At 38.8% G+C, this 21,601-nt stretch carries 23 protein-coding genes and 1 pseudogene; 17 read left to right on the top strand and 7 right to left on the bottom strand.

Annotated elements, in window-relative coordinates:
• From ACY2LT_RS06475 to ACY2LT_RS06455, 5 genes are read left to right on the top strand one after another with little or no spacing between them, the layout of a single operon-like run.
• Window positions 1-195, top strand: a complete 195-nt coding sequence (locus ACY2LT_RS06475; protein WP_491814642.1) for a twin-arginine translocase TatA/TatE family subunit — start codon at window positions 1-3, stop codon at window positions 193-195.
• 11 nt (window positions 196-206) lie between these two features.
• Window positions 207-533: a twin-arginine translocase TatA/TatE family subunit gene (gene tatA, locus ACY2LT_RS06470; protein ID WP_491814640.1), complete on the top strand. Its 327-nt coding sequence runs from the start codon at window positions 207-209 to the stop codon at window positions 531-533.
• The gene (gene gatA / locus ACY2LT_RS06465; RefSeq protein ID WP_491814638.1) at window positions 517-1,917 is read left to right on the top strand and encodes an Asp-tRNA(Asn)/Glu-tRNA(Gln) amidotransferase subunit GatA; all 1,401 of its coding nucleotides are present in this window, start codon (window positions 517-519) and stop codon (window positions 1,915-1,917) included. The genes tatA and gatA overlap by 17 nt, the downstream gene beginning before the upstream one ends.
• Before the next feature lie 49 nt (window positions 1,918-1,966).
• Window positions 1,967-2,620 carry a fumarylacetoacetate hydrolase family protein gene (locus tag ACY2LT_RS06460; protein WP_491814637.1) on the top strand — a complete coding sequence of 218 codons (654 nt, stop codon included), beginning with the start codon at window positions 1,967-1,969 and terminating at the stop codon, window positions 2,618-2,620.
• A 3-nt stretch (window positions 2,621-2,623) separates the two neighbouring features.
• Window positions 2,624-3,517, top strand: coding sequence for a DUF58 domain-containing protein (locus tag ACY2LT_RS06455; protein ID WP_491814635.1), 894 nt, complete (start codon window positions 2,624-2,626; stop codon window positions 3,515-3,517).
• A gap of 117 nt (window positions 3,518-3,634) precedes the next feature.
• Here the strand turns inward: ACY2LT_RS06455 and fumC are convergent, their stop codons facing one another.
• On the bottom strand, window positions 3,635-5,026 hold the full coding sequence (gene fumC / locus ACY2LT_RS06450; RefSeq protein WP_491814634.1) for a class II fumarate hydratase: 1,392 nt from the start codon (window positions 5,024-5,026) through the stop codon (window positions 3,635-3,637).
• 139 nt (window positions 5,027-5,165) lie between these two features.
• Here fumC and ACY2LT_RS06445 point away from each other — a divergent pair, with 139 nt between their 5' ends.
• From ACY2LT_RS06445 to tmk, 4 genes are read left to right on the top strand one after another with little or no spacing between them, the layout of a single operon-like run.
• Window positions 5,166-6,089: a hypothetical protein gene (locus ACY2LT_RS06445; RefSeq protein WP_491814633.1), complete on the top strand. Its 924-nt coding sequence runs from the start codon at window positions 5,166-5,168 to the stop codon at window positions 6,087-6,089.
• A gap of 2 nt (window positions 6,090-6,091) precedes the next feature.
• Window positions 6,092-6,556 carry a tRNA adenosine(34) deaminase TadA gene (gene tadA, locus ACY2LT_RS06440; protein ID WP_491814631.1) on the top strand — a complete coding sequence of 155 codons (465 nt, stop codon included), beginning with the start codon at window positions 6,092-6,094 and terminating at the stop codon, window positions 6,554-6,556.
• Window positions 6,549-7,241, top strand: a complete 693-nt coding sequence (rsmI, locus tag ACY2LT_RS06435) for a 16S rRNA (cytidine(1402)-2'-O)-methyltransferase (RefSeq protein ID WP_491814630.1) — start codon at window positions 6,549-6,551, stop codon at window positions 7,239-7,241. The genes tadA and rsmI overlap by 8 nt, the downstream gene beginning before the upstream one ends.
• Before the next feature lie 8 nt (window positions 7,242-7,249).
• The gene (tmk, locus tag ACY2LT_RS06430) at window positions 7,250-7,861 is read left to right on the top strand and encodes a dTMP kinase (protein WP_491814629.1); all 612 of its coding nucleotides are present in this window, start codon (window positions 7,250-7,252) and stop codon (window positions 7,859-7,861) included.
• A gap of 22 nt (window positions 7,862-7,883) precedes the next feature.
• Here the strand turns inward: tmk and ACY2LT_RS06425 are convergent, their stop codons facing one another.
• Window positions 7,884-8,756 (bottom strand): DUF2520 domain-containing protein, encoded by an 873-nt coding sequence (locus tag ACY2LT_RS06425; RefSeq protein ID WP_491814628.1) that lies wholly within the window; start codon window positions 8,754-8,756, stop codon window positions 7,884-7,886.
• Window positions 8,749-9,234 carry an NYN domain-containing protein gene (locus ACY2LT_RS06420; protein WP_491814626.1) on the bottom strand — a complete coding sequence of 162 codons (486 nt, stop codon included), beginning with the start codon at window positions 9,232-9,234 and terminating at the stop codon, window positions 8,749-8,751. The genes ACY2LT_RS06425 and ACY2LT_RS06420 overlap by 8 nt, the downstream gene beginning before the upstream one ends.
• A gap of 24 nt (window positions 9,235-9,258) precedes the next feature.
• Here ACY2LT_RS06420 and folP point away from each other — a divergent pair, with 24 nt between their 5' ends.
• The 7 genes and pseudogenes from folP (at window position 9,259) to ACY2LT_RS06385 (ending at window position 14,790) form a co-directional block, all read left to right on the top strand.
• Window positions 9,259-10,038, top strand: a complete 780-nt coding sequence (folP, locus tag ACY2LT_RS06415) for a dihydropteroate synthase (RefSeq protein WP_491814625.1) — start codon at window positions 9,259-9,261, stop codon at window positions 10,036-10,038.
• A 92-nt stretch (window positions 10,039-10,130) separates the two neighbouring features.
• Entirely contained in the window at window positions 10,131-11,093 is a 963-nt protein-coding gene (locus tag ACY2LT_RS06410) for an NAD-dependent epimerase/dehydratase family protein (protein WP_491816784.1), read from the top strand.
• A complete protein-coding gene (locus ACY2LT_RS06405) occupies window positions 11,094-12,062 on the top strand; it encodes a KpsF/GutQ family sugar-phosphate isomerase (protein ID WP_491814623.1) in 969 nt (322 codons plus the stop codon).
• A gap of 88 nt (window positions 12,063-12,150) precedes the next feature.
• Window positions 12,151-12,393 carry an AbrB/MazE/SpoVT family DNA-binding domain-containing protein gene (locus tag ACY2LT_RS06400; protein ID WP_491814622.1) on the top strand — a complete coding sequence of 81 codons (243 nt, stop codon included), beginning with the start codon at window positions 12,151-12,153 and terminating at the stop codon, window positions 12,391-12,393.
• A gap of 79 nt (window positions 12,394-12,472) precedes the next feature.
• Complete coding sequence (locus ACY2LT_RS06395) at window positions 12,473-13,768, top strand: DNA methyltransferase (RefSeq protein WP_491814621.1); 1,296 nt, start codon at window positions 12,473-12,475, stop codon at window positions 13,766-13,768.
• A pseudogene (locus ACY2LT_RS06390) lies at window positions 13,761-14,396 on the top strand (MjaI family restriction endonuclease). The gene ACY2LT_RS06395 and the pseudogene ACY2LT_RS06390 overlap by 8 nt, the downstream one beginning before the upstream one ends.
• An 88-nt stretch (window positions 14,397-14,484) precedes the next feature.
• A complete protein-coding gene (locus ACY2LT_RS06385) occupies window positions 14,485-14,790 on the top strand; it encodes a type II toxin-antitoxin system PemK/MazF family toxin (protein ID WP_491814619.1) in 306 nt (101 codons plus the stop codon).
• Between the two features lie 169 nt (window positions 14,791-14,959).
• On the opposite strand, the gene ACY2LT_RS06380 is transcribed toward ACY2LT_RS06385, so the two are convergent.
• From ACY2LT_RS06380 to ACY2LT_RS06365, 4 genes are all read right to left on the bottom strand, one after another.
• On the bottom strand, window positions 14,960-15,460 hold the full coding sequence (locus ACY2LT_RS06380) for a NuoI/complex I 23 kDa subunit family protein (protein ID WP_491814618.1): 501 nt from the start codon (window positions 15,458-15,460) through the stop codon (window positions 14,960-14,962).
• A gap of 12 nt (window positions 15,461-15,472) precedes the next feature.
• Window positions 15,473-16,516 (bottom strand): NADH-quinone oxidoreductase subunit NuoH, encoded by a 1,044-nt coding sequence (nuoH, locus tag ACY2LT_RS06375; RefSeq protein WP_491814617.1) that lies wholly within the window; start codon window positions 16,514-16,516, stop codon window positions 15,473-15,475.
• 37 nt (window positions 16,517-16,553) lie between these two features.
• On the bottom strand, window positions 16,554-18,326 hold the full coding sequence (locus ACY2LT_RS06370) for an NADH-quinone oxidoreductase subunit G (RefSeq protein WP_491814615.1): 1,773 nt from the start codon (window positions 18,324-18,326) through the stop codon (window positions 16,554-16,556).
• A gap of 131 nt (window positions 18,327-18,457) precedes the next feature.
• Window positions 18,458-19,564, bottom strand: a complete 1,107-nt coding sequence (locus ACY2LT_RS06365; RefSeq protein ID WP_491814613.1) for a glycosyltransferase family 2 protein — start codon at window positions 19,562-19,564, stop codon at window positions 18,458-18,460.
• Window positions 19,565-19,870: 306 nt separating this feature from the next.
• Between ACY2LT_RS06365 and ACY2LT_RS06360 the strand changes: the two genes are divergently transcribed.
• Entirely contained in the window at window positions 19,871-21,562 is a 1,692-nt protein-coding gene (locus tag ACY2LT_RS06360; protein ID WP_491814611.1) for a short-chain dehydrogenase, read from the top strand.
• Window positions 21,563-21,601: the final 39 nt, after the last annotated feature.

The raw sequence follows: 21,601 nt of genomic DNA, 5'->3' as shown, positions 1-21,601 counted from the left end.
ATGGAAACATTGGCTTTTATCGGCACTCTCGGGCTTCCTGAAATTCTTATTATTTTGCTCATTATTGTCGTGCTTTTTGGAGCAAAAAAAATTCCGGAGCTTATGCGCGGGCTTGGCACCGGAATTAAAGAATTTAAAAAGGCTTCGTCCTTAGACGAAGACGAGCACAAAGACAACAAAAAAATTGAACCATAGGGAGCAATGCTGTGTTTGATGTTGGCGGCGGTGAACTTCTTCTGATTTTGCTCGCTATTGTTATTCTTTTCGGTCCGAAGAAAATACCGGAAGTTGCTCAGTTTCTGGGCAAAGGTATTCGTCAGTTCCGTCAGGCTCAATCCGAAATTCAAACTCAGATAAGTAAAATTCAACAGGAAGTTTCCGACGAAATCAACGTTATTAACAAAGAAATTGATATTAACAATAGTGAAACTGCTGTAAAACCTGAAAATTTAATTCGTCAGGAATTACCTAAAAATCAAGAAACACAGATAAATAATAATCAAGGAAATGAAGAAAATGATAAACTACGGTGATTTCTTAAAGAAAATCCAAAATAAAGAGACAACTTGTGTAGATTTTACAAATGAAATTCTCGATAAAATTGAAAAAAATAAACATTTAAATATTTTCATTTCTGTTTGCAAAGAAAAAGCTCTTGCCCAAGCTTCGGAAAGCGATAAACGTTTCTCTGACGGCAACCCCCGCAAGCTCGAAGGTATGATAGTTGCTATAAAAGACAATATTTCTACAAAAGGCATTCGCACAACCTGTGCTTCGCGTATGCTTGAAAATTTCGAGCCAATCTATGATGCAACTGCTGTGGAACGCTTGATTGCCGAAGGAGCCGTCATCATCGGCAAAACTAACTTAGACGAATTTGCTATGGGAAGCTCAAACGAAACTTCCTATTTCGGAAATGTTCTTAATCCATTAAATACTGAATACACTCCGGGTGGTTCGTCTGGTGGTTCGGCGGCTGCTGTTGCTGCCGGGCTTTGCCACGTTGCATTGGGTTCGGACACAGGCGGTTCTGTTCGCCAACCTGCTGCATTTTGCGGAACAATTGGGCTTAAACCAACCTATGGACGTATTTCCCGTTGGGGGCTTGTCGCTTTTGCTTCTTCTTTAGACCAAATTGGTATTCTTGCTTCGGATACTGCCGACACTGCCCGTGTGCTCGATGTTATCTCGGGTGCAGATGCAAAAGATAGCACTTGTGCAAACGTTCCACCTTCGCATACTTTCGATAATTTGCACAACTTGCCCGAAAAATTTGCATTCGGAGTTGTAAGCGACGAACTATTAAATAATTGTTCAGAAGATATTGTGCGTGCTTACTCTTATTATGTAGATAAATTGAAATCCATCGGTGGCGAACCCAAAGAAATTTCTTTTACTAACCCGAATATCTGGATACCAACGTATTATATTTTAGCAACAGCCGAAGCGTCGTCTAACCTGTCGCGTTATGATGGAGTTCGGTATGGTTTTCGTGCAGAGGGCGAAGGCGATTTTGTTGCCCGCACTCGTTCCGAGGGCTTTGGTATGGAGGTGAAACGTCGGATAATGCTTGGGACTTTTGTGCTATCGTCTGGTTACTACGATGCTTACTACACTAAGGCACAAAAAGCCCGCCGTTTGATATATAACGACTATAACAGAATATTTAAGGAAGTTGATGTTTTGCTAATGCCGACAACGCCCACTCCTCCGTTCAAAATCGGAGAAAAAATAAATGACCCGATTGCAATGTATTATTCCGACTTTTTTACAATATCAGCCAATCTTGCTGCAATACCTGCGCTATCGTTCCCCGCAGGGACTGCTGCCAATGGTTTGCCGATTGGCTTGCAATTGCAATCCAAACATTTCGACGAACATTTGCTATTGCAACTGACAAATGCATTATCAAAATAAAATTATTTTGATTGCAAACAGTCTAATTGTTTTTTATCAGTAGTGATTTATGCGGAAGAAACTATTTTTTACAAACGGCAATGCTTTGCAGGCGGGTGTTGCATATTGCGTAGGGCAAAACTATGCGGCTCACGCTCGTGAAATGGGTTCGGCTGTGCCCACTTCTCCGATAATTTTTATCAAGCCGCCTTCTTCGATAATTTATGATGGCGAAAATATTATATTGCCAAAAATTTCTAAAAATGTTCATTACGAGTGCGAGCTTGTTGCCGTTATTGGCAAAGATTGCCACAATATTACAAAAGAACAGGCAACTGATTTTATTGCCGGCTATGGCGTGGGAATAGACGTAACTATGCGCGACCTTCAAGCTGAGGCAAAAAGCAAGGGGCATCCTTGGGCTATTGCAAAAGGGTTTGCAACGAGTGCACCTATCTCGAAAATTATTCCTGCCAGCGAAATTTCATCGAACTATTTCGATATTGAACTCTACCAGAATGGCTCTCTTCGCCAAAAAACTAACACTTCGCAAATGGAACGTAGCATTGAAGAGCTTGTTGCTTTTCTTTCGACTGTATATTATCTCGAAGAAGGTGATATTATCTTTACCGGCACTCCCGAAGGAGTCGGACCAATTGCCCGCGGCGACAAACTTAAAGCAGTGTTGCGTGGATATGTGGAATTAAACGTTGGCGTCGAATAAAAAATGAATGATTATCGCAAGTATTTGGACCCGAAAACTGTTGCAAAAGTTGGCAATTTGGAACTTGTTGCCAGATTGGTTGTCGAAGGCTTCATTACAGGGCTTCACCGTTCGCCTTATCACGGGTTCAGCGTCGAATTTGCAGAACATCGTGCCTACCGTCCGGGAGATGAAATAAAATATCTTGATTGGAAAGTTTTTGCCCGAACCGGGAAATATTACGTTAAAGAATTTCAGGAAGAAACAAACTTACGTTGCACAATTGCTATTGATGCAAGCCGTTCGATGGCTTATGCTTCGAACGGCAACATTTCGAAATACGAATATTCTGCCTATCTTGCGGCGGCATTGTCTTTGCTTATGATACAGCAAAGAGATGCTATCGGGCTTACTCTTTTCGACAACGGCATCCGCACTTTTCTTCCGCCTAATTCCAAGCCTTCGTATATGCGTCAAATTCTAAAAACATTAGAGCAAAACTCACCGGCGAATGATACCGGGACTGCTTCTGCTTTGAATCTGCTCGCCGAAAAAATCCGTCGACGTGGGCTTGTTATTGTTTTCAGTGATTTCTTTGATAATCCTGACGATATTTTAACGGCTCTCAAACACTTCCGCCATAAAAAACACGAAGTGATTGTCTTTCACGTTCTCGACCCCCGGGAAATTGATTTTAAGGTCGGTGCTTCTGCTAATTTTGTCGATATGGAATCGGGCGAAACTATGCTAACCAATCCATATCAAATTCAACTTGCTTACAAAAATGCTGTCAATGATTATATTAATTTTCTGAAAAAAGAATGCCTGAATCACCAGATTGACTACAACCTTCTCGATACCTCTGCAAGCTACGACCACGCTCTCTCGAGCTACCTTGTGAAACGCAAAAAAATGTAATTTGTCGGGCTAATTTTTTAAAGCAATACAATTGAATATTTGAGATGAAAAAAAGGAAGTTATTGCATTTTGCCAATAACTTCCTTTTGCAAGCGGAAAAAAACAGAAATTTATGGCTTATAAGTTAGGTCCGAGCATTTTTTCCGGGCGAACGTATTTGTCGAATTCTTCTTCTGTAAGAATTCCAAGCTCGACAGCTGCCTGCTTCAAAGTTAGCTTATTCTTATGTGCGTGTTTTGCAATTTTTGCAGCATTATCATAACCAATATATGGATTAAGTGCAGTAACAAGCATTAATGTATTTTGAACGTAATAGTCGATTTTTTCTTTGATTGGTTCTATTCCGGCGGCGCAATGTTCTTCGAACATCAGGCAAGTATCCGAAAGCAGACGGACGCTTTGCAGGAAATTATAGATAATCACCGGCTTAAACACATTCAATTCAAAATTGCCCGAAGCACCACCAAAATTAATTGCCGTATCATTGCCAAATACCTGAACGCATACCATAGTCATTGCTTCTGACTGAGTTGGATTTACTTTCCCGGGCATAATCGATGAGCCGGGCTCATTTTCTGGTATGCTGATTTCACCTAAGCCACAACGCGGACCGGATGCAAGCCAGCGAATGTCGTTAGCTATTTTCATAAGTGAGGCTGCAAGTGTTTTTAGTGCACCGTGTGCAAAAACAAGTGCGTCGTGTGCTGCAAGTGCCTCGAACTTGTTTGGTGCCGAAACAAATGGCAATCCTGTTAGTTCTGCAATCTTTTTGGCAGTTCGTTCAGCAAATTCCGGATGAGCATTTAATCCTGTTCCAACCGCAGTCCCACCAATTGCAAGTTCGTATAAATCCGGCAATACTTTGTTTATTCTCTGCAATGCCTTGTCTAATTGATGAACATAAGCAGAGAATTCCTGCCCGAGCGTTAGCGGAACAGCATCCTGCAAGTGAGTTCGTCCCACTTTTATAATGTCTTTGAACTCTTCTGATTTCTTGGCTAATGTATCACGCAATTTCGTAACGGCTGGAATTAATTTCCGTACGATTTCCTCTGCTGCTGCAATGTGCATTGCAGTTGGGAATGTATCGTTTGAGCTTTGCGATTTGTTTACATCATCGTTTGGATGAACAGGTTTTTTGCTTCCAAGTTCGCCACCGGCAATTTCAATTGCACGGTTGGAGATTACTTCGTTTGTGTTCATATTAGTTTGAGTGCCGGAACCTGTTTGCCAGATAGAAAGCGGAAAATGAGCGTCTAATTTGCCCTCGATTACTTCGTCGGCTGCTTTCACAATTAGTTCTGCCTTTTCTTTTGGCAGAATTCCCAAGTCAGAATTAACCAATGCTGCTGCTTTTTTCAATATGCCCATTGCGCGAATAATTGGGCGGGGCATCTTTTCAGTCCCGATTGCAAAATGAATTAATGAACGGGCTGATTGAGCTCCATAGTAAAATTCATTAGGGACTTCAATTTCGCCCATTGTGTCTTTTTCAATACGTGTTGCCATTTTTCTCCCAAAAGTTTTTTAAAAGTAAAAAAACGTATTTTTTCGAACTATATTATTATATAATCGAGAAGTTCAAGTTTAATTAAACTTTTGATTTATCCTATTTTTTCTTAAATTTAAAAGTTTATATGGAGTTGCTATGCGTAAATTATTGTTTTTGGGATTTTTATTAATTCTGTTTTCCACTGAATTGTTTTCGCAACCTTTGAAGGTGCAGCGACCAAAACAAAAGGAATTGCCCAAATTTGAATTATCTTTCGATTACCAGATGAGCAATGCTTCCACTTATTTTAGTAGCAAAGGTAATATTGTCTCCCGGGCAGTCGATACAGTGCCAATTATCAGGGACGACTCGATTATTGGATACAAAAAATACACATTCCAGCTTGCAAGGTATTACTTTATTCCAAATTTCAAATGGAGAGCAACAAAGAACTTTACCATAAATGCAAATTTATCTTTTGTCTATTCAAATCATAACGAAAAATATACTTACGACTCCAACTACAGGCAAGCCACAAAAGCCGATTTCCATATGTTTCAGGTGGAAAATCTGAAACTAACAGGCGAGTATTCGATTTTAGATGGCAATACAGGATTGTCTTTGATTGGGGGTGTCTATGTGCCGTTTGGATACTATCGCGGGCAGGACGACCCACATTATGATTTTCTTTGCGACGGGGCTTTCGAACTTCTTGCCGGGGCTAATTTTAAGCAGACTATTGATAATGTCAATATCGAACTTGGCAGTATTTACAACTGGCGCGACGAAGATTTGAAACCAAGATTTATTTTTAATTCGAAGCTTGGGATTGTATCAGTTCCGGGAACACAGCTTTTGTTCTTTGGGCGTTATTTTCTTCCGCTTGGAGATAATGCAAAACTGCCAAAATTCGATTTACGTCGTCGTCCGCTGAACGAAGAAACTTTACAGGTTGGCGCCGGATTTAATGTTTTGTTCGATAATGATGTTTTCATCAATACCGGCTACAATCTGAATATAGCCGGCAAAAACGCTCTTGGAAATGGTGTTTTCAACGTAATGATTGGTTACCACTTTTAGTTATGAAGTCCGATGAATACTATATCAAAGAAGCAATTAAACAGGCAAGAAAATGCTCATCATCGGAAGATGTTCCCGTTGGTGCAGTAATTGTCAGGGAAGGGCAAATAATTGCCCGGGGATACAATCAAGTGGAAAAAAAGAATAATGCTACTTCCCACGCTGAAATGATTGCAATAGAACGTGCTATAAAAAAAGTGGGCTACAAGCATCTGCTCGATTGTGATATTTACGTTACGCTCGAACCTTGTCCGATGTGTAGTGGTGCGATTGTTCTTGCTCGTTTGCGTCGGCTTGTTTTCGGTGCATTCGACCCAAAAACTGGTGCAGCTACAAGCCTCTATAATATTACTTCGGACGAAAGACTTAACCACAGGCTTGAAGTGCTTGGCGGCATATGCGAAAAAGAATGTTCGCTAATGCTTAAAGACTTTTTTAAAAAATTGCGGGAACGAAAAAATGGATAATTCGCTTGCACCGGCTTTATATATTGTTCCTACTCCTATCGGAAACCTTGAAGATATTACTTTTCGGGCTGTGCGAATACTCAAACAATGCGACATTATTGCCTGCGAAGATACCCGAACAGCCTCGAAATTATTGAAATTGCTTAATATTGAGCCTAAATTGCTCGTTAGCTACTTCGAACATAATGAACGTGCTCGCGCAAGCGAATTAATCGACAAAATCAAAAGTGGAAAAAGTGTGGCTCTTATCAGCGAAGCTGGCACTCCGGTTATTTCCGACCCAGGCTGGGCTGTTGTGCAGGAAGCTATTGCAAGCAATATAGAAATTGTATCGCTTCCGGGTGCGTCTGCTTTTCTAACAGCAGTTGTTGCAAGTGGAATTGCCGCGGATAAATTTGCTTTTTTTGGTTTTCCGCCCCATAAAAAGGGAAGAAAAACGTTTCTTCAAAAAATTGCTGAATTGGATATTACGGCTGTAATGTATGAATCGCCGTACAGAATTCACAAATTGCTCGGTGAATTATGCGAAATAGCATCGCCAGAACGTAAAATCTGCCTTGCTCGTGAACTTACCAAAATTTACGAAGAGTATATTCGCGGCTCTATTGCGGAAGTCAAAGAAATAATTCAAAATAAAAGTAACCTTAAAGGTGAATTTGTTGTCATTTTAGAAGGGAAAAAATAGGTTTCTATATGCTTATTACATTCGAAGGAATAGATGGTTGCGGAAAAACAACCCAGATAAAGTTGCTCAAAGAATATATTGAAAGCAAGGGATTGTCTGTTGTTACTGTGCGCGAACCCGGTGGAAGCGATTTTTCTGAACAACTGCGTAAAATTCTGCTTTCTTCAAAAAATAAAGTCGGGGCTCGCTCCGAACTGATGCTTTTCGAAGCAGCCCGTGCCAATCTTGTTGATAATATCATTAAGCCAGAACTGCGTCGGGGGAAAATTGTTATTTGCGATAGATTTTTTGATTCCACTACTGCTTATCAGGCGTTCGGTCGAGGTTTGCCACTCGATTTTGTGCAAAAGCTCAATCTGTTCGCAACCGATGGGCTCACTCCAAACCTTACTGTTTATTTGTCCATTTCGCTCGAAGAATCGAAACGCAGAACATCGCGTCAGGAATTCGACAGAATTGAAAAAGCAGGCGATGAATTCTTTCTGAAAGTTATCGAAGGATACAACTATATTGCCCGTCAGGAGCCTGACCGTTTTGTTGTGATTGATGCGAGCGGCTCACGTCAGGAAACTGCCCGAAAAGTGCGCGAAGTATTCGAAAAACGTTGTTCTACTTTGTAGCTGCGAGAATATTTTTCGGCAGTTATTGTATTTCTTTCAATATTTCCAACATTTTGTTGTATGCATCTTGGCTGATTTTGCCTTGCTTGTGCAGAATTGACGCTAAAAATAGTGTCAGTTGTCTGTATTCATCGGCATACTGACTGTGATTTTTCAAATTTTCGAGATGTATTTTTATTCGTTCGGTGTCTGCACGAGCAACCGGTCCTGTGATTGGCACTTGTTTGCCTTGTTCAATTGCCGAAAAAGCATTTTCGAAAGAAGTTCGAAGTATTGGCAGAAGCACGTCCGATGGCGAAAGCGAAAGATTTTCGCACTGCAAGCGTGCAAATTCGACAACTCCTTGCAAAAAGTTCGACACCGAAACACCGATAGCGTGATAAAGAGGCTTGTTCCGCAATATTTTTTCATCGAGCAGGTGTGCCACTCCTCCAATGTCAGAAATAATCCGGCGCGCAATTTTAAAATCGTCCGCTGTGCAATCACAACCCCAGAAAATCCCATCGAAAATATTCTCGCGATACTCTCCAAATGTCTGCATTGGATGAAGCGATAATGTCTTTATTCCAAATTCGCCTAAAGGGCGAAGCACTTCTCGCGACGTTGCACCGCTAAAATGAAACGCTATTTCGCATATCTTTCTTTCTGTGGAAATTTCGCAAATGTCATTTACTATTTTTTCGAATACTCCGTCGCTTATAGCAATTGCAATAACCGACACAGGTTCTTTTGTCTGTTCAATTGCTGAATATATTTGGAAGTTGCCCGGGAAATCAATTTCTTTTGCCTGTTTGCTTGTAACAATCCATTTGAGTTGTCCACTCTGAATTAGTTTCCGGCAAATTGCATAACCAACTTTTCCTAATCCCACAACGCCATAAGTGAGCTTACTCATTTTCAACTCCGAATAGTTTTTTATATTCTTCAATTTCACGTTTGCTCGGAGCATAAGGTTTTTCTTTGATAGTTTCGCGTGATTTATTTTTCTGCTGTGGTGTATGTTCTATGAATTTCAGAAAATTTTCCGCAGTCAGCACCGAATACATCTGAGCCTTTGCGTAAGCATACACTTCAAGGTCTGAGCTTACAACAACAAGATTAGTTCTAACGGGTTCTTTATCAATTATTTGCTTGATTATTGTGTCTGCACTCTGATTGCCTGAATTAACAAGTTGAATTTTTCCTACAAGATTAATTGGTTCATCAATTCGACCGTCGCATACTAATGTGAAACGATAAGAAGGATATTTGCTCTGATAATTCTTGATTAACTCAATTAACACAGAAACAGAAGTTTGAGCATCTTTTTTGCGTGATTTGCTCAAATTAATTTTATTGATTACATTGAATGTATCTAAAATGTAATGTTTCATATTATTGCTTGCAAAATGAAAATAATGGGAATAATAAACGCAACTCCCGATAGTTTTTCCGATGGTGGAGATAACGAAAATCTATCGGTTGTATTGGAAAAAGTTGGACGTTGGCTCGACCTTGGAGTTGATATTCTCGATATTGGTGGCGAAAGTACGCGACCCGGCTCCGACCCGGTTCCGGCCGGGATTGAAATTCAGCGGACTATTCCTTTAATTCAGGCGATTAAAGAGCGTTACCCGCAAGCCTGTATCTCTATCGACACAACCAAGTTCGAAGTTGCCGAACAGGCAATTGCAAACGGTGCTGATATGATAAACGATATTAGCGGACTTACCTTCGAAACTCGGCTTGCAGAACTTGCCGCCAGGCACAACAAGTCGCTTTGCATTATGCATCTGCCGGCTCCACCGAAAACTATGCAACAAAACATACATTACGATAATTTGCTTGACGACGTATATAGATTTCTCGAACGACAAATAAATTTTGCCCGGAGCAAAGGTGTTCAGGAAATTTATGCAGATGTTGGAATTGGCTTTGGCAAAACATTCGAGCAAAATTGGGAATTGCTGAGAAATATTGATTATTTTCGTCGTCTTGGTGTGCCACTATTGTTGGGCATATCAAGAAAACGCTTTATAGGTGAATTTCTCCAAATAACTGAACCAAAGGAAAGAGATTTTGCAACCATCTTAATGCACGCTTTGCTGTGGCAGCATCAAATAGAAATAATCCGCGTTCATAATGTAGAAATGGCAATGCAGATGAAGCGGATAGCTGAAAAATTAATTGAATTCTAAAAGAAAAATATCTCTTCGCTTTTTTTGCTTTTTTTACGAAATTTGCAAGTTGTTTTTATTTACTTTATTGTTATTTAGTTATGAAAAAAGAAATTAAGAAAATTTTAGTTACTGGGGCTTTAGGGCAAATCGGTAGCGAACTTGTGATGGAACTTCGCCGTCGCTACGGCAATAATAACGTTATTGCTTCAGACATTCGTCCAAATCCTCCAAAACACATTGCCGAAAGCGGTCCATACGAAGTAGTCGATGTTACAAAAGCCGACAATATCCGTCAAGTTATTATCAAATATGATATTGACACTATTTTCCATATGGCTGCAATTCTCTCGGGTGTTGGCGAAAAAGACCCTCAGCTTTGCTGGAACGTTAATATGAACGGCACTATGAATGTACTCGACCTTGGTGTTAAATTCGAATTAGCTCGAATTATCGTTCCTAGCTCAATGGCAGTATGGGGAACTGGCATTCCGAAAGAAAATGTTCCGCAAGATAGCGTTCTTCGCCCAACTTCGATGTACGGCGTTACAAAAGTTGCTGGCGAACGTCTTTGCGACTACTACGTCTATCGCTATGGGCTCGATTGCCGTGGGCTTCGTTATCCCGGAATTATTTCTCACGAAACTTTGCCCGGTGGCGGAACTACCGACTATGCTGTGGAAATTTTCTACGAAGCTGTTAAAAATAAAAAATACACTTGCTTTTTGAAAGAAGACACTATGCTTCCGATGATGTATATGCCCGATTGCATCAAAGCTACTATAAATCTTGCCGAAGCTGATTTCAACAATTTAGTTCATCACAGCGATTTCAATGTTGCCGCTTTTAGCTTTACTCCCGGACAACTGGCAGACGAAATTCGTAAATTTATCCCTGATTTCGAAATTACTTATAAACCAGACTTCCGTCAAGCTATAGCAGATTCCTGGCCCTACTCAATCGATGATAGCTGCGCTCGTCGCGAATGGGGGTGGCAACCAAGCTTCGATATTTATTCAATGACAAAAGATATGATTGAAAAACTTACCGAAAAACACAAGAAAGGATTAATCTAAATGAATAAATTGGATGTTCTTGCTATTGCCCGTGAAGTGTTTGATAACGAAATTGCTGAATTGCAAAATGTTTGCCGTAATCTTGACGATGATTTTATTCGTGCCGTCGAATATATCTCAAAAGCTAACAAAATTGTTTGCTCAGGTGTTGGCAAAAGTGGTATAATAGCAAAGAAAATTGCTGCAACTTTTTCCAGCTTCGGTGTTTCGGCAATGTTTCTTCATCCGGTCGAAGCTTTGCACGGTGATATTGGTGCTGTGCAAAAAGGCGATGTAGCTATTCTTCTTTCCAAAAGTGGCAATACAGAAGAACTTATCCGCCTCGTCCCATACCTGAAAATATCTTCGGCTTATATAATTTCCATTACAGGCAATTTAAATTCATATCTGGCAAGACATTCAGACGCTGTGCTTAACGGACAGGTTTCACGCGAAGCCTGTCCGTTCAATTTAGCTCCAACTTCAAGCACAACAGCCGCTCTGCTGCTCGGCGATGCTCTGGCTGTTGCTACTATGAAGGTGAAAGGTGTTACTATTGAAGACTTTTCACGCTTGCACCCTCTCGGGCAAATTGGTCGTTCCGTTACTTTGCGTGTAAAAGATGTAATGCATACAGGCGACTCTCTCCCAATAATTCAAATAAACTCAACTTTCAAAGAAGCTTTGATTGAAATGTCCCGCAAACCTCTCGGTTGCGTTTGTATTTGCGATAGCCAGCAAAATCTGCTCGGAATTATTACAGACGGCGATGTCCGTCGATTGCTCAATAGATTTGACAACCTGAAAGATATTGTTGTTAGCGAAGTAATGACACCCAACCCGATTGTTATTGATGAAAACTCACTTCTGCTGAACGCTCTTGCTTTGATGGAAAACCGCCAAAGTCAAATCAATGTGCTTCCCGTTGTCGAAAACGGAAAGCTGCTCGGACTTATCCGCTTGCACGATATTGTTCGGAGCGGGCAATAAAATCTAAATAATAATTATTTTCAATATTTTTTTGTTTATTTTGTTGATAATGTATATTTGTATATACATTGTTTATACATATAAGAAAATGGAATTACATGTAATAAAATGGGGTGATAGTCTGGGAATTAGGATCCCTCAGTCTATTGCTAATCAAATAAATATTCAGGATGGCTCCAGAATTAACCTTGTTATCAAAAAAAATAAAATCGAACTTATTCCGGTAGATACAGATGTTATCGAATTGGATAATTTAATCAGTTTGATTTCAGAAGAAAATCTTCACGATGAAGCAGAGACAGGCTACAAACAAGGTAAAGAAAAATGGTAGTTAGCGGTAATGGCATAAAAATACCGAATTAACAGAATTTGAAAAGATTTTTGTGTTTTTGCTAAGAGGAATTCAAAAAATGAGCACACATCATAAAGTAATTCTTGGTGATAGTAGACAAATGGTTGAAGTGCCAGACAATTCAGTACATTTAATAATTACTTCGCCACCTTACTGGCAATTAAAAGATTATGGTTCAGAAAAGCAAATTGGATTTCATGAAAATTATGAAAACTACATCAATAACTTAAATTTGGTGTGGAAAGAATGCTATCGAGTTCTTTGTAATGGATGTAGACTGTGCGTAAATATTGGTGACCAATTTGCCCGTTCAGTTTATTATGGCCGCTATAAAGTTATTCCTATTCGTGAAGAAATAATCAAATTCTGTGAAACAATAGGATTTGATTATATGGGTGCTATTATCTGGCAAAAAGTTACGACTTCAAATACAACAGGTGGTGGAGTTCAAATGGGTTCCTATCCTTACCCTAGAAATGGCATTTTAAAATTAGATTACGAATTCATTCTCATTTTTAAAAAATTAGGCGATAGTCCTAAACCAACGAAAGAACAAAAGGAACTTTCTAAAATGTCCGCAGAAGAATGGAATACATTTTTTGCAGGCCATTGGAATTTCCCTGGCGAAAGACAAACTAATCACATAGCAATGTTTCCTGAAGAATTACCACGCAGGTTAATTAAGATGTTTTCTTTTGTTGGAGAAACAGTTCTTGATCCCTTTGCTGGTAGTGGTACAACCTTACTTGCTTCCAAAAAGCTTAATAGAAATTCTATAGGTTATGAAATTAATCCTGAATTTATTCCAATTATTAAAGAAAAATTAGAGGCTGATCAACCAGATATACTCGAGACAAAATATGAATTTATAGAACAAAGACAACTTAATTGCAATTTTGACAACGAAATCCAAAAATTGCCCTATATCTTTAGAGACCCTCACGCACTTGACAAAAAAATAGATATAAAAAAACTACAATTTGGTTCGAAAATTGATAAAAACAGTTCTGTTAAAAGAGAAGAATTATTCACAGTAAAGGAAATTATTAGCCCAGAAAAACTCCGATTGAGTAATGATTTAATAATAAAACTTTTGGGAATAAAACAAGACCTATTAAGTAACGGTAAGGCAGTTTCTTTTTTAATTGAAAAAACAAAAGGGAAACGCGTATTCATAAAATATGATAATATAAAATATGATAATGAAAGCAATATTCTTTGCTATTTGTATCTTGAAAATAAAACTTTTATTAACGCACACTTGATTAAAAGCGGTTTAGTAAAAGTAGATACTTCATTGGAATACAAATACAAACAAAAATTTTTAAAATATTTAGGACAAAACAATGGCTAAAGAATGGATATTAAATTCAGCGATGAATCGTTTCCAACTCAATTTCAAAAGAAATGTTGGCCCGACTTCAGAATCCATAAGAAAATGTGCTCCTAAAAATATTGATGAATGGAGAGAATATTATTTCAAAAATGTAAAACCCAAAGAACATATTATTGAACTTGGTAAAAAACTTTATATCAAAATAACTGAAGTAATTCAAGCAGAAGTAGCTGAAATTACCGAGCAAGATTGTATTGATTATATGATGCAATTAGTAATTGACCGTACCTATGAAGGATATATTACAGAAATTTAAACTATATATGGTCAATTACAAAAAATATTAGGAGTTAAAATAGAACCAGCTCCTGACGAGTGGGATAGATTGTTTAATGTTGATTTCTATATAAAAATCAATGAAAAATACATAGGCTTACAGATAAAACCCGTCAATGCCGGTATTCAATTACCTGAAATATTTAAGGAATATAATTTACAGTTTGAATCTCATCAGAAATTTACAGAAGTTTTTGGTGGTAAGGTGTTTTATTTATTCTCAGAAAAAGTAGGAGAACGAAAAGAAATAAAAAATAAGGAAGTAATTGAGGAGATAAAAGCAGAAATAAAACGACTTGAAAAGAAATAACAAACCACTACCGCTAACAGCGGCTATACGCCATTAAAACGTCGCATAGCCGCAAACGATAATCAATATTGTCCGGAACGGCGATATTGTGTGGCTTGATTTCAATCCTCAAAGCGGACACGAACAAAAAGGCAGACGACCTGCAATTGTTATCTCACCTCAAATTTATAATTCTAAGACTGGTCTTGCTTTGTTCTGTCCAATTACAAATCAAATCAAAGTTTATCCTTTCGAAGTGATTTTGCCAGAAAATCTTCCTGTTACTGGCGTTATTATCTCCGACCAGATTAAAAGTCTTGATTGGAAAGTTAGAAATGCTGAATTCATTGCAAAGGCACCTGCGGCTGTTCTTATAGAGACTATAAAGAAAGTATCAGCCCTTATTAAAATATAATTTTCAATTATATCTTGCCAAAGTCAAATCAATGTGCTTCCAGTTGTCGAAAACGGAAAACTGCCCGGGGACTTATCCGCTTGCACGATATTGTCCGGAGCGGGCAATAAAAAAAAGCCCGCGAAACAATTGCATTTCCGGGCTTTTCTAAAAAAACGATAATTCGAAATTATTTGTATCTACGTAAAAATTCTAATCTATCCTGTAATTGAGCAACTGGAACAAGCAGTTGTTCCTTGTTCATTATTGCTGATTCCTGGCTTGCGAACACAAGTTCATAATCTTTGCTCATAACAATTGCTTCTTCCGGGCACACTTCTTCGCAAAAGCCACAGTAAATACAACGAAGCATATTAATTTCAAATTTTGCCGGGAAACGCTCTTTGTCGTCTGGTGTTTCTGCGGCTTGCACTTCGATAGCCAAAGCAGGGCACACCCGCGAGCAAAGCCCGCAAGCAACGCATCTTTCTTTGCCGTCTTCTTCGACCAGAACAGGTCGCCCACGATACGAACCCAACGGCTCCCATCTCTCTTCGGGGTATTGGCGTGTCATCTTCGGTCGGAACATACGTTTCAGAGTAAGCCCCAGCCCGCGGGCAATTTCCGGCAGATAAATCTTCTCCCAGAAATTCATCCTGTTTTTTTCTATGTTTTCTGAGTTTATATTCATTTTGATAACTCCTTATTTGAAAATAAGTACGCCGATTGAAGTCAAAATTACGTTTAGTATAGATAATGGAAGCAGAACTTTCCAGCCTAAATTCATCAACTGGTCGTAACGAAAACGTGGAATTGACCAACGCACCCAGATAAAGAACAATACAAAAATACCCACTTTTATCATAAATGTTAAAAATTGTGCTAATGCAAGCCCAACCGAACCTTCCTGCAATCCTAACCATTCGGCAGGGAAAGGAAGTTGCCAGCCGCCAAAATACAGCAATGTGATGAATGCAGAAGAAGTTGCCATATTTGCATATTCAGCAAGGAAAAACATTCCGAACTTCATTCCTGAATATTCAGTGTTGTATCCACCTACAAGTTCAGGCTCGGCTTCGGGCAAATCAAACGGAGCACGGTTTGTTTCGGCAAAAGCTGAAACAAGGAAAATGATAAAACCTAATGGTTGCAGAAATACATTCCATTTCCATCCTGCCTGCTGCAAAACAATATCGTTAAGCGAAAATGAACTGCTGATGAGAACTACTCCAATTAGCGACAGCCCCATCGAAAGCTCGTATGAAATCATCTGAGCCGATGAACGCAATCCGCCCATTAATGAATATTTGTTGTTGCTCGACCAGCCTGCAAGCGTAATTCCATACACTCCAACAGAAGTCATTGCAAGTATGAACAAAAAGCCAATATTTACATCAGGTGCTATTCCTAAATAATACTTGACACCATCGATTTCTACGTAATGGGCAAATGGAATAACTGCATAAACGGCAATCGCTACCCCAAGCGAAATAACAGGGGCAAGCGCGTGAAAAAATTTATCTGCGGCTCGTGGAACAATGTCTTCTTTGAAAAAGAGCTTAAATACATCCGCAAATGGTTGCAATAACCCGAAGGGTCCCACCCGATTCGGACCAATTCTATCTTGTATTGCTGCAGAGACTTTGCGTTCTAAATATACTGATGCAGCAGCTCCAAGCAAAACAATATTTAATATTACAAATGCCTTTATCGAAGCTTCTAACAAAATCCAACCTATATTTTCCATAATTATCCAGAAATTAATTCATAAATTAATTCATAAATCAATTTGGTTTCATATAATGTGATTCATAATTATGAAGCACAGGGTCAGGATTGCTTGATTTTCCAAGTATTATTCCTTGATGCCTTTTGAGTAACCGGTAGCTCATACCATTGAATGAACCGACATTGTGTGCTATATCGTTAAAAACATCTTCTGATTTGTTGTAGTTGAAATTGACTGAAAAATGCGACGCTAATAAACTCAACACTTTCCATGCAGGCCGGCAGTTTCGCAGTTCTTTTTGAGTCCAGCGGTCGTTGGCAGCACCGAATTTGTCCAATCTGCTCATTTTCATCCCCATACGATGAAGATTTTCCGTTGTTACAAGTGCTGGTTCGAAATACTGAACCCGGTTGTCTATATTGATAAATGTTCCTTCGCTTTCAGCAAAATAAGAAGATGCAAACACAACATCTGCGATTTCAGTCAGCTTCGAATGGTTGGTGGAATGAATAATTATTGCTTCTGCTTTTTGCAATGCCTGGATATATTTGTCCTCTAAATCAAAGTCATCGTCCATAATATAAACAAGCTTAATCGAGCCGTTTGTAATATTTTCCGATAATTTTTTCAGAGAAAACTTATCTGATGCCGGCGATACACCAACACTGCGACATCCGGCAGAATTCGGATTTAAATCATTTGTTCTTAAAAAATCATCCGCAAAAGATTGCTCTATTCTTTCATAAAAATCTAAATTAACAGATTTTGCTACATTTTTAGCAAATCGGGCAAGCGCATAATTGTTCTCAGTCGAAGAGCGTCCCGAACCGATAAACATCATTTCGGAAGGCTTATATTTACGCAATATTGACGCAGCAGTGGAAATTGCTTCGTCCCAGGATACTTCTGTTTGAGTGCCATTTTTCTTTACTGTTGGGCTCACTACTCTATTTTCATTGATTTTTTTGTAGTACGACAAACGACCGTAGTCACACATCCAGTATTTATTCACATACATATTTGTCTTTGGCTCAATTCGCAGAATCTCGTTGTTCCGCACACCAATCTGAATATTGCATCCACGCGAGCAACCCATACAAATTGAGTCGTTAAAGCTCATATCCCACACACGGGATTTAAAGCGGAAGTCGGGGCTGGTGAGTGCTCCAACCGGACAAATATCAATAACATTCATTGAATAATTGTTGTCGAATTTTGCCCCGTCCTGCACTTTTATTGTTACGTGGTCTCCTCGTTGAACAAACGAAAGCACATCTTGTTTGGCAATTTCTTTTGCAAAACGAATACATCTCGAGCACGAAATGCACCGTTCAGCATCGAAAAGAACATTAGGTCCCCACGAGACGCGTTTGTCTTTATGGTTCTTTGTTTCTTCGAACCGACTTTCACCTCGTGAGTGATTAAAAGCATATTCCTGCAATTTGCATTGCCCGGCTTCATCGCAAATGGGGCAATCGAGCGGATGATTTATGAGTAAAAATTCCATTACTGCTTCTTGTGCTTTGATTACTTTATCGTGATTGATGCGAACGTGCATCCCATCTGCAACCTGTGTAGCACAAGCAATTTGAAGCTTCGGCATATAAGAAACGATGATATTGCCGTTGCTATCTGTTTCAAATTCTCCGTTTGGCAGCCTTTTGGGCAAGCCTACCTCCACCAGACACATACGGCAGTTCCCTGCAACTGATAGTTCCGGGTGCCAGCAGAAATGTGGCACATATAATCCGTTATCGTAGGCTGCTTCAATTATTGTTTTACCGCTTTGCGTTTCTATGCGTTTCCCATCTATATATATATGCGGCATTAAATACTCCAAATATTAATTATTTGAAAAACAATAAAAAATATGACGAAAAAACTTTTATATATTTTAGATAAAGCTTTTTTCTTTCTTACAAATCATTAATTATTTAGGTGAATTCTAATAATTGAACTCTATCCTTTGAAAATTTGTCCTTTCCAGTGAACTTTTTTGGAAAATAATGTGAAAGGAATTATTAGCTCTATTATTAAGAAAAACAGAATTGACGGAATTATATATTTAAGCAATTTGTTTTGTTTGAGCTTAATCGCACTCGGAAAAATTATCGAGAAATCACCCATAAATCTAAACAATAATAGTAATATTGCAAATATGTAATTTGCTGTGAATAACGACGCTACAATGCCAATCCACATAAGCAAACTCGATAGGACGAAAACAACAGCCTTCCACCCCAGAGTTAGTCCACCCATTGCCCAGCGGCGATGCTGACTGATGTATTCTGTGAAAGTTTTGCAAGGTCTTGTCGTTACTGTCCCGTTGATGTCGGTTACATAGTGAAGTGAATGTCCGTAATTATGAACAGTTTTCAGCAATGATAGGTCTTCTGTTACCGAAAAAGGTATTTTCTTGTAGCCACCAATTTCTTCATATACTTTTCTTCTGACGGAAAGGTTGTTGCCGTAACATCCAAGTGGTATATTTAACGCAACTCCTGCCGAAGCCATCGTGTTCATATAAATCCATTCAACTGACTGGATAATATCAAACAAGCGTTTTCCATCGACCAAAGTAAATGAAGCAACCAAGCCAATATGCTCGTCTTCATAGTTCTTAGCTATAGTTCTAATCCATTCGGGATTGACTATGCAATCGGCGTCTGTCATAAGCAAAATTTCACCTTTTGCAACTTCTGCACCGAAATGCAAGGCTCCGGCTTTGCCACGTAAATTTTGCTTTTGTTGTTCGTCTTTTATGCTCAATACTTTGATATTATCAAATTTTGCAGCAACTTTCTGCATAATCGATAGTGTATTGTCGCTTGAACGGTCGTCGATGGCAATAATTTCAAATTTTTCCTTCGGGTAATTGCTCGAGGCAAGCGAAATTAGACATTGCTCAATTGTTTCTTCTTCATTTCGGGCTGGAACAAGCACGCATACGCTTGGCTCAAATTCACCTTGTCCTATGCTCTTCCTTCTGATTTTGCCTGCTCCTACGAACATAAACAATGTTCGGGCAAGATAGACTACAACGGCTGCAATAAATATATATATCATATTTCTTTCTGTTTTTTAACAAAATTAACAATTAAAGGATAATTTTTTGTTAAGATTGAAAGAAAAATAAAAAAATAATTGTAATTATTAAATTATTGGAGTGTTAATAATATAATGGGTAAATATTGTTTAATTTTTTAGGTATCAACATTAAATGATTTTTAAATATTCTATGCATTAGAAAAAATATTAAGCAAAATATAAAAATTTGTTAATTTTATTTGGGATAGGTTTCTATTTTTATTAAATTAATATAATGAATAGAACTAATTAACCAAATAATTTATTAACAAAATTGGACTAGTTATGGAAATAAAAGGCTCAAAAGTATTGGTGTTAGGTGGCTGGGGGCTTGTAGGTTCCGCAATATGCCGCAAATTAATGGAACACGAACCTGCTCAATTAGTTATTTTGTCTTTAAATCAGTGGGAAGCAGAAGATGCAGTTGCTCAACTTAGACGCGAATTCCCATCTGCCGATCCAAATATGTTTGTTCCTAAATGGGGCAATATTTTTGCTCGCACAGAGTGGAAAGATATGAATTGGGGCGATGTTATTGCTAATGACGATATGCGAAGCGAATTTTTGAAGGATATATTTTTTGATTTGGACGAGAAAATTCTTACCCATTCTTCCTTGTATAATCTAATAGTCGAAACAAAACCAGATTTAGTAATAGATTGTATAAATACTGCAACAGCAATTGCTTATCTTGATATTTATAATACTGCAATAAATGCTATTAAGAAAATTGACAAAGGCGAATTAGACAGAGCTCTTATCGAAAGAGTGATTGCAAGCGCCTATGTTCCTCAACTAATCAGACATATCCAGATTCTTTATCGCGGCTTGCTCGATGGCAAAGCAAAGATGTATTTTAAAGTTGGCACAAGCGGAACAGGCGGTATGGGTGTGAATATTCCTTACACACACAGCGAAGAACGTCCGTCGCGCGTATTGCTTTCGAAAACAGCTGTTGCCGGTGCTCAGACTTTGTTGCTTTTCTTGCTTGCCCGCACTCCAAATGGACCAATTGTCAAAGAAATAAAGCCAACCGCTGCGATCGCCTGGAAAAAAATTGCTTACGGAGAAGTAAAACGCCGCGGTCGTGCAATTCCGCTTGTAAAGATGAATTTTGATGATGCTCGTCCTGCCGAAGGTAAATTTGTGTTTGATGATGCTACTGGTGTTGTTGATACTGGCGATGTGTATAAATCAGTATTTATCGACACCGGCGAAAACGGCATTTTCTCCAAAGGCGAATTTGAAGCAATTAGTGCACTCGGGCAAATGGAAATTGTTACACCCGAAGAAATCGCAGAATATTTAGTTTTCGAAATTCGTGGTGGCAATACTGGTCGTGATGTTATCCAAGGGCTTGATGCCTGCACATTAGGTCCAACATATCGTGGTGGTATGTTAAGAAATATTGCACTCGAAAAAATTAAGAAATTAGAAAAAGAATACGGTGTTGATTCTGTTGCTTTCGAATTACTTGGACCACCAAGACTTTCCAAACTTCTCTATGAAGGATTTATTTTGAGAAAAATTGTAGGGGCAATGAAAGATATTTCCAAATTCTCACCCGAAGAGCTTTCTCAAAAAGCACTCGAACTTGTGAAAAACGATGAGAAACTACTCGCCGAAATGCTTTCTATCGGACTGGTTGTTCTCTTGCCAGATGGTAAGAAATACCTGCGTGGAAAAGATGTGAAAATCCCGGTTCGCCGCGGTGAAACTCAGCTCGATATGACACCGGAGAATATTGAACAGTGGTGCTACGAAGGATGGGTAGATCTTCGTCCGAAGAGCTTCCGCGATTGGCAGGAACGTTGCGAAAAAATTATGGCTCACGCTCGTCAGGTGCCAGAGGACGAAACTGGTTCGAGATATTCCTATACTTTGGATTACTGGAATCATTTCGAAACTTTCGAAGAAGGCAAAATTGCTGGCTGGCTATTCGAATTCGAAGATAAAGGTTGGAGATTTAAACGTTAATTATAGATTGTTATGAGTGTTAATTCAATAAATTGATTG

The organism is Eximiradius proteiniborus, from assembly GCF_058546985.1.
The sequence above is the reverse complement of the archived record's forward strand: the minus strand, read 5'-3'. Positions and strand labels throughout refer to the sequence as shown.

Excerpts from the sequence above, each read along its gene's own strand:
- ACY2LT_RS06405 (WP_491814623.1), top strand. The coding sequence starts at position 11,094 with ATGAATAAATTGGATGTTCTTGCTATTGCCCGTGAAGTGTTTGATAAC.
- rsmI (WP_491814630.1), top strand. The coding sequence starts at position 6,549 with ATGGATAATTCGCTTGCACCGGCTTTATATATTGTTCCTACTCCTATC.
- folP (WP_491814625.1), top strand. The coding sequence starts at position 9,259 with ATGGGAATAATAAACGCAACTCCCGATAGTTTTTCCGATGGTGGAGAT.
- tadA (WP_491814631.1), top strand. The coding sequence starts at position 6,092 with ATGAAGTCCGATGAATACTATATCAAAGAAGCAATTAAACAGGCAAGA.
- ACY2LT_RS06425 (WP_491814628.1), bottom strand. The coding sequence starts at position 8,756 with ATGAGTAAGCTCACTTATGGCGTTGTGGGATTAGGAAAAGTTGGTTAT.
- ACY2LT_RS06360 (WP_491814611.1), top strand. The coding sequence starts at position 19,871 with ATGGAAATAAAAGGCTCAAAAGTATTGGTGTTAGGTGGCTGGGGGCTT.
- ACY2LT_RS06445 (WP_491814633.1), top strand. The coding sequence starts at position 5,166 with ATGCGTAAATTATTGTTTTTGGGATTTTTATTAATTCTGTTTTCCACT.
- tmk (WP_491814629.1), top strand. The coding sequence starts at position 7,250 with ATGCTTATTACATTCGAAGGAATAGATGGTTGCGGAAAAACAACCCAG.
- ACY2LT_RS06395 (WP_491814621.1), top strand. The coding sequence starts at position 12,473 with ATGAGCACACATCATAAAGTAATTCTTGGTGATAGTAGACAAATGGTT.
- ACY2LT_RS06365 (WP_491814613.1), bottom strand. The coding sequence starts at position 19,564 with ATGATATATATATTTATTGCAGCCGTTGTAGTCTATCTTGCCCGAACA.
- ACY2LT_RS06420 (WP_491814626.1), bottom strand. The coding sequence starts at position 9,234 with ATGAAACATTACATTTTAGATACATTCAATGTAATCAATAAAATTAAT.
- gatA (WP_491814638.1), top strand. The coding sequence starts at position 517 with ATGATAAACTACGGTGATTTCTTAAAGAAAATCCAAAATAAAGAGACA.
- ACY2LT_RS06460 (WP_491814637.1), top strand. The coding sequence starts at position 1,967 with ATGCGGAAGAAACTATTTTTTACAAACGGCAATGCTTTGCAGGCGGGT.
- fumC (WP_491814634.1), bottom strand. The coding sequence starts at position 5,026 with ATGGCAACACGTATTGAAAAAGACACAATGGGCGAAATTGAAGTCCCT.
- ACY2LT_RS06475 (WP_491814642.1), top strand. The coding sequence starts at position 1 with ATGGAAACATTGGCTTTTATCGGCACTCTCGGGCTTCCTGAAATTCTT.
- nuoH (WP_491814617.1), bottom strand. The coding sequence starts at position 16,516 with ATGGAAAATATAGGTTGGATTTTGTTAGAAGCTTCGATAAAGGCATTT.
- ACY2LT_RS06455 (WP_491814635.1), top strand. The coding sequence starts at position 2,624 with ATGAATGATTATCGCAAGTATTTGGACCCGAAAACTGTTGCAAAAGTT.
- ACY2LT_RS06370 (WP_491814615.1), bottom strand. The coding sequence starts at position 18,326 with ATGCCGCATATATATATAGATGGGAAACGCATAGAAACGCAAAGCGGT.
- ACY2LT_RS06400 (WP_491814622.1), top strand. The coding sequence starts at position 12,151 with ATGGAATTACATGTAATAAAATGGGGTGATAGTCTGGGAATTAGGATC.
- ACY2LT_RS06380 (WP_491814618.1), bottom strand. The coding sequence starts at position 15,460 with ATGAATATAAACTCAGAAAACATAGAAAAAAACAGGATGAATTTCTGG.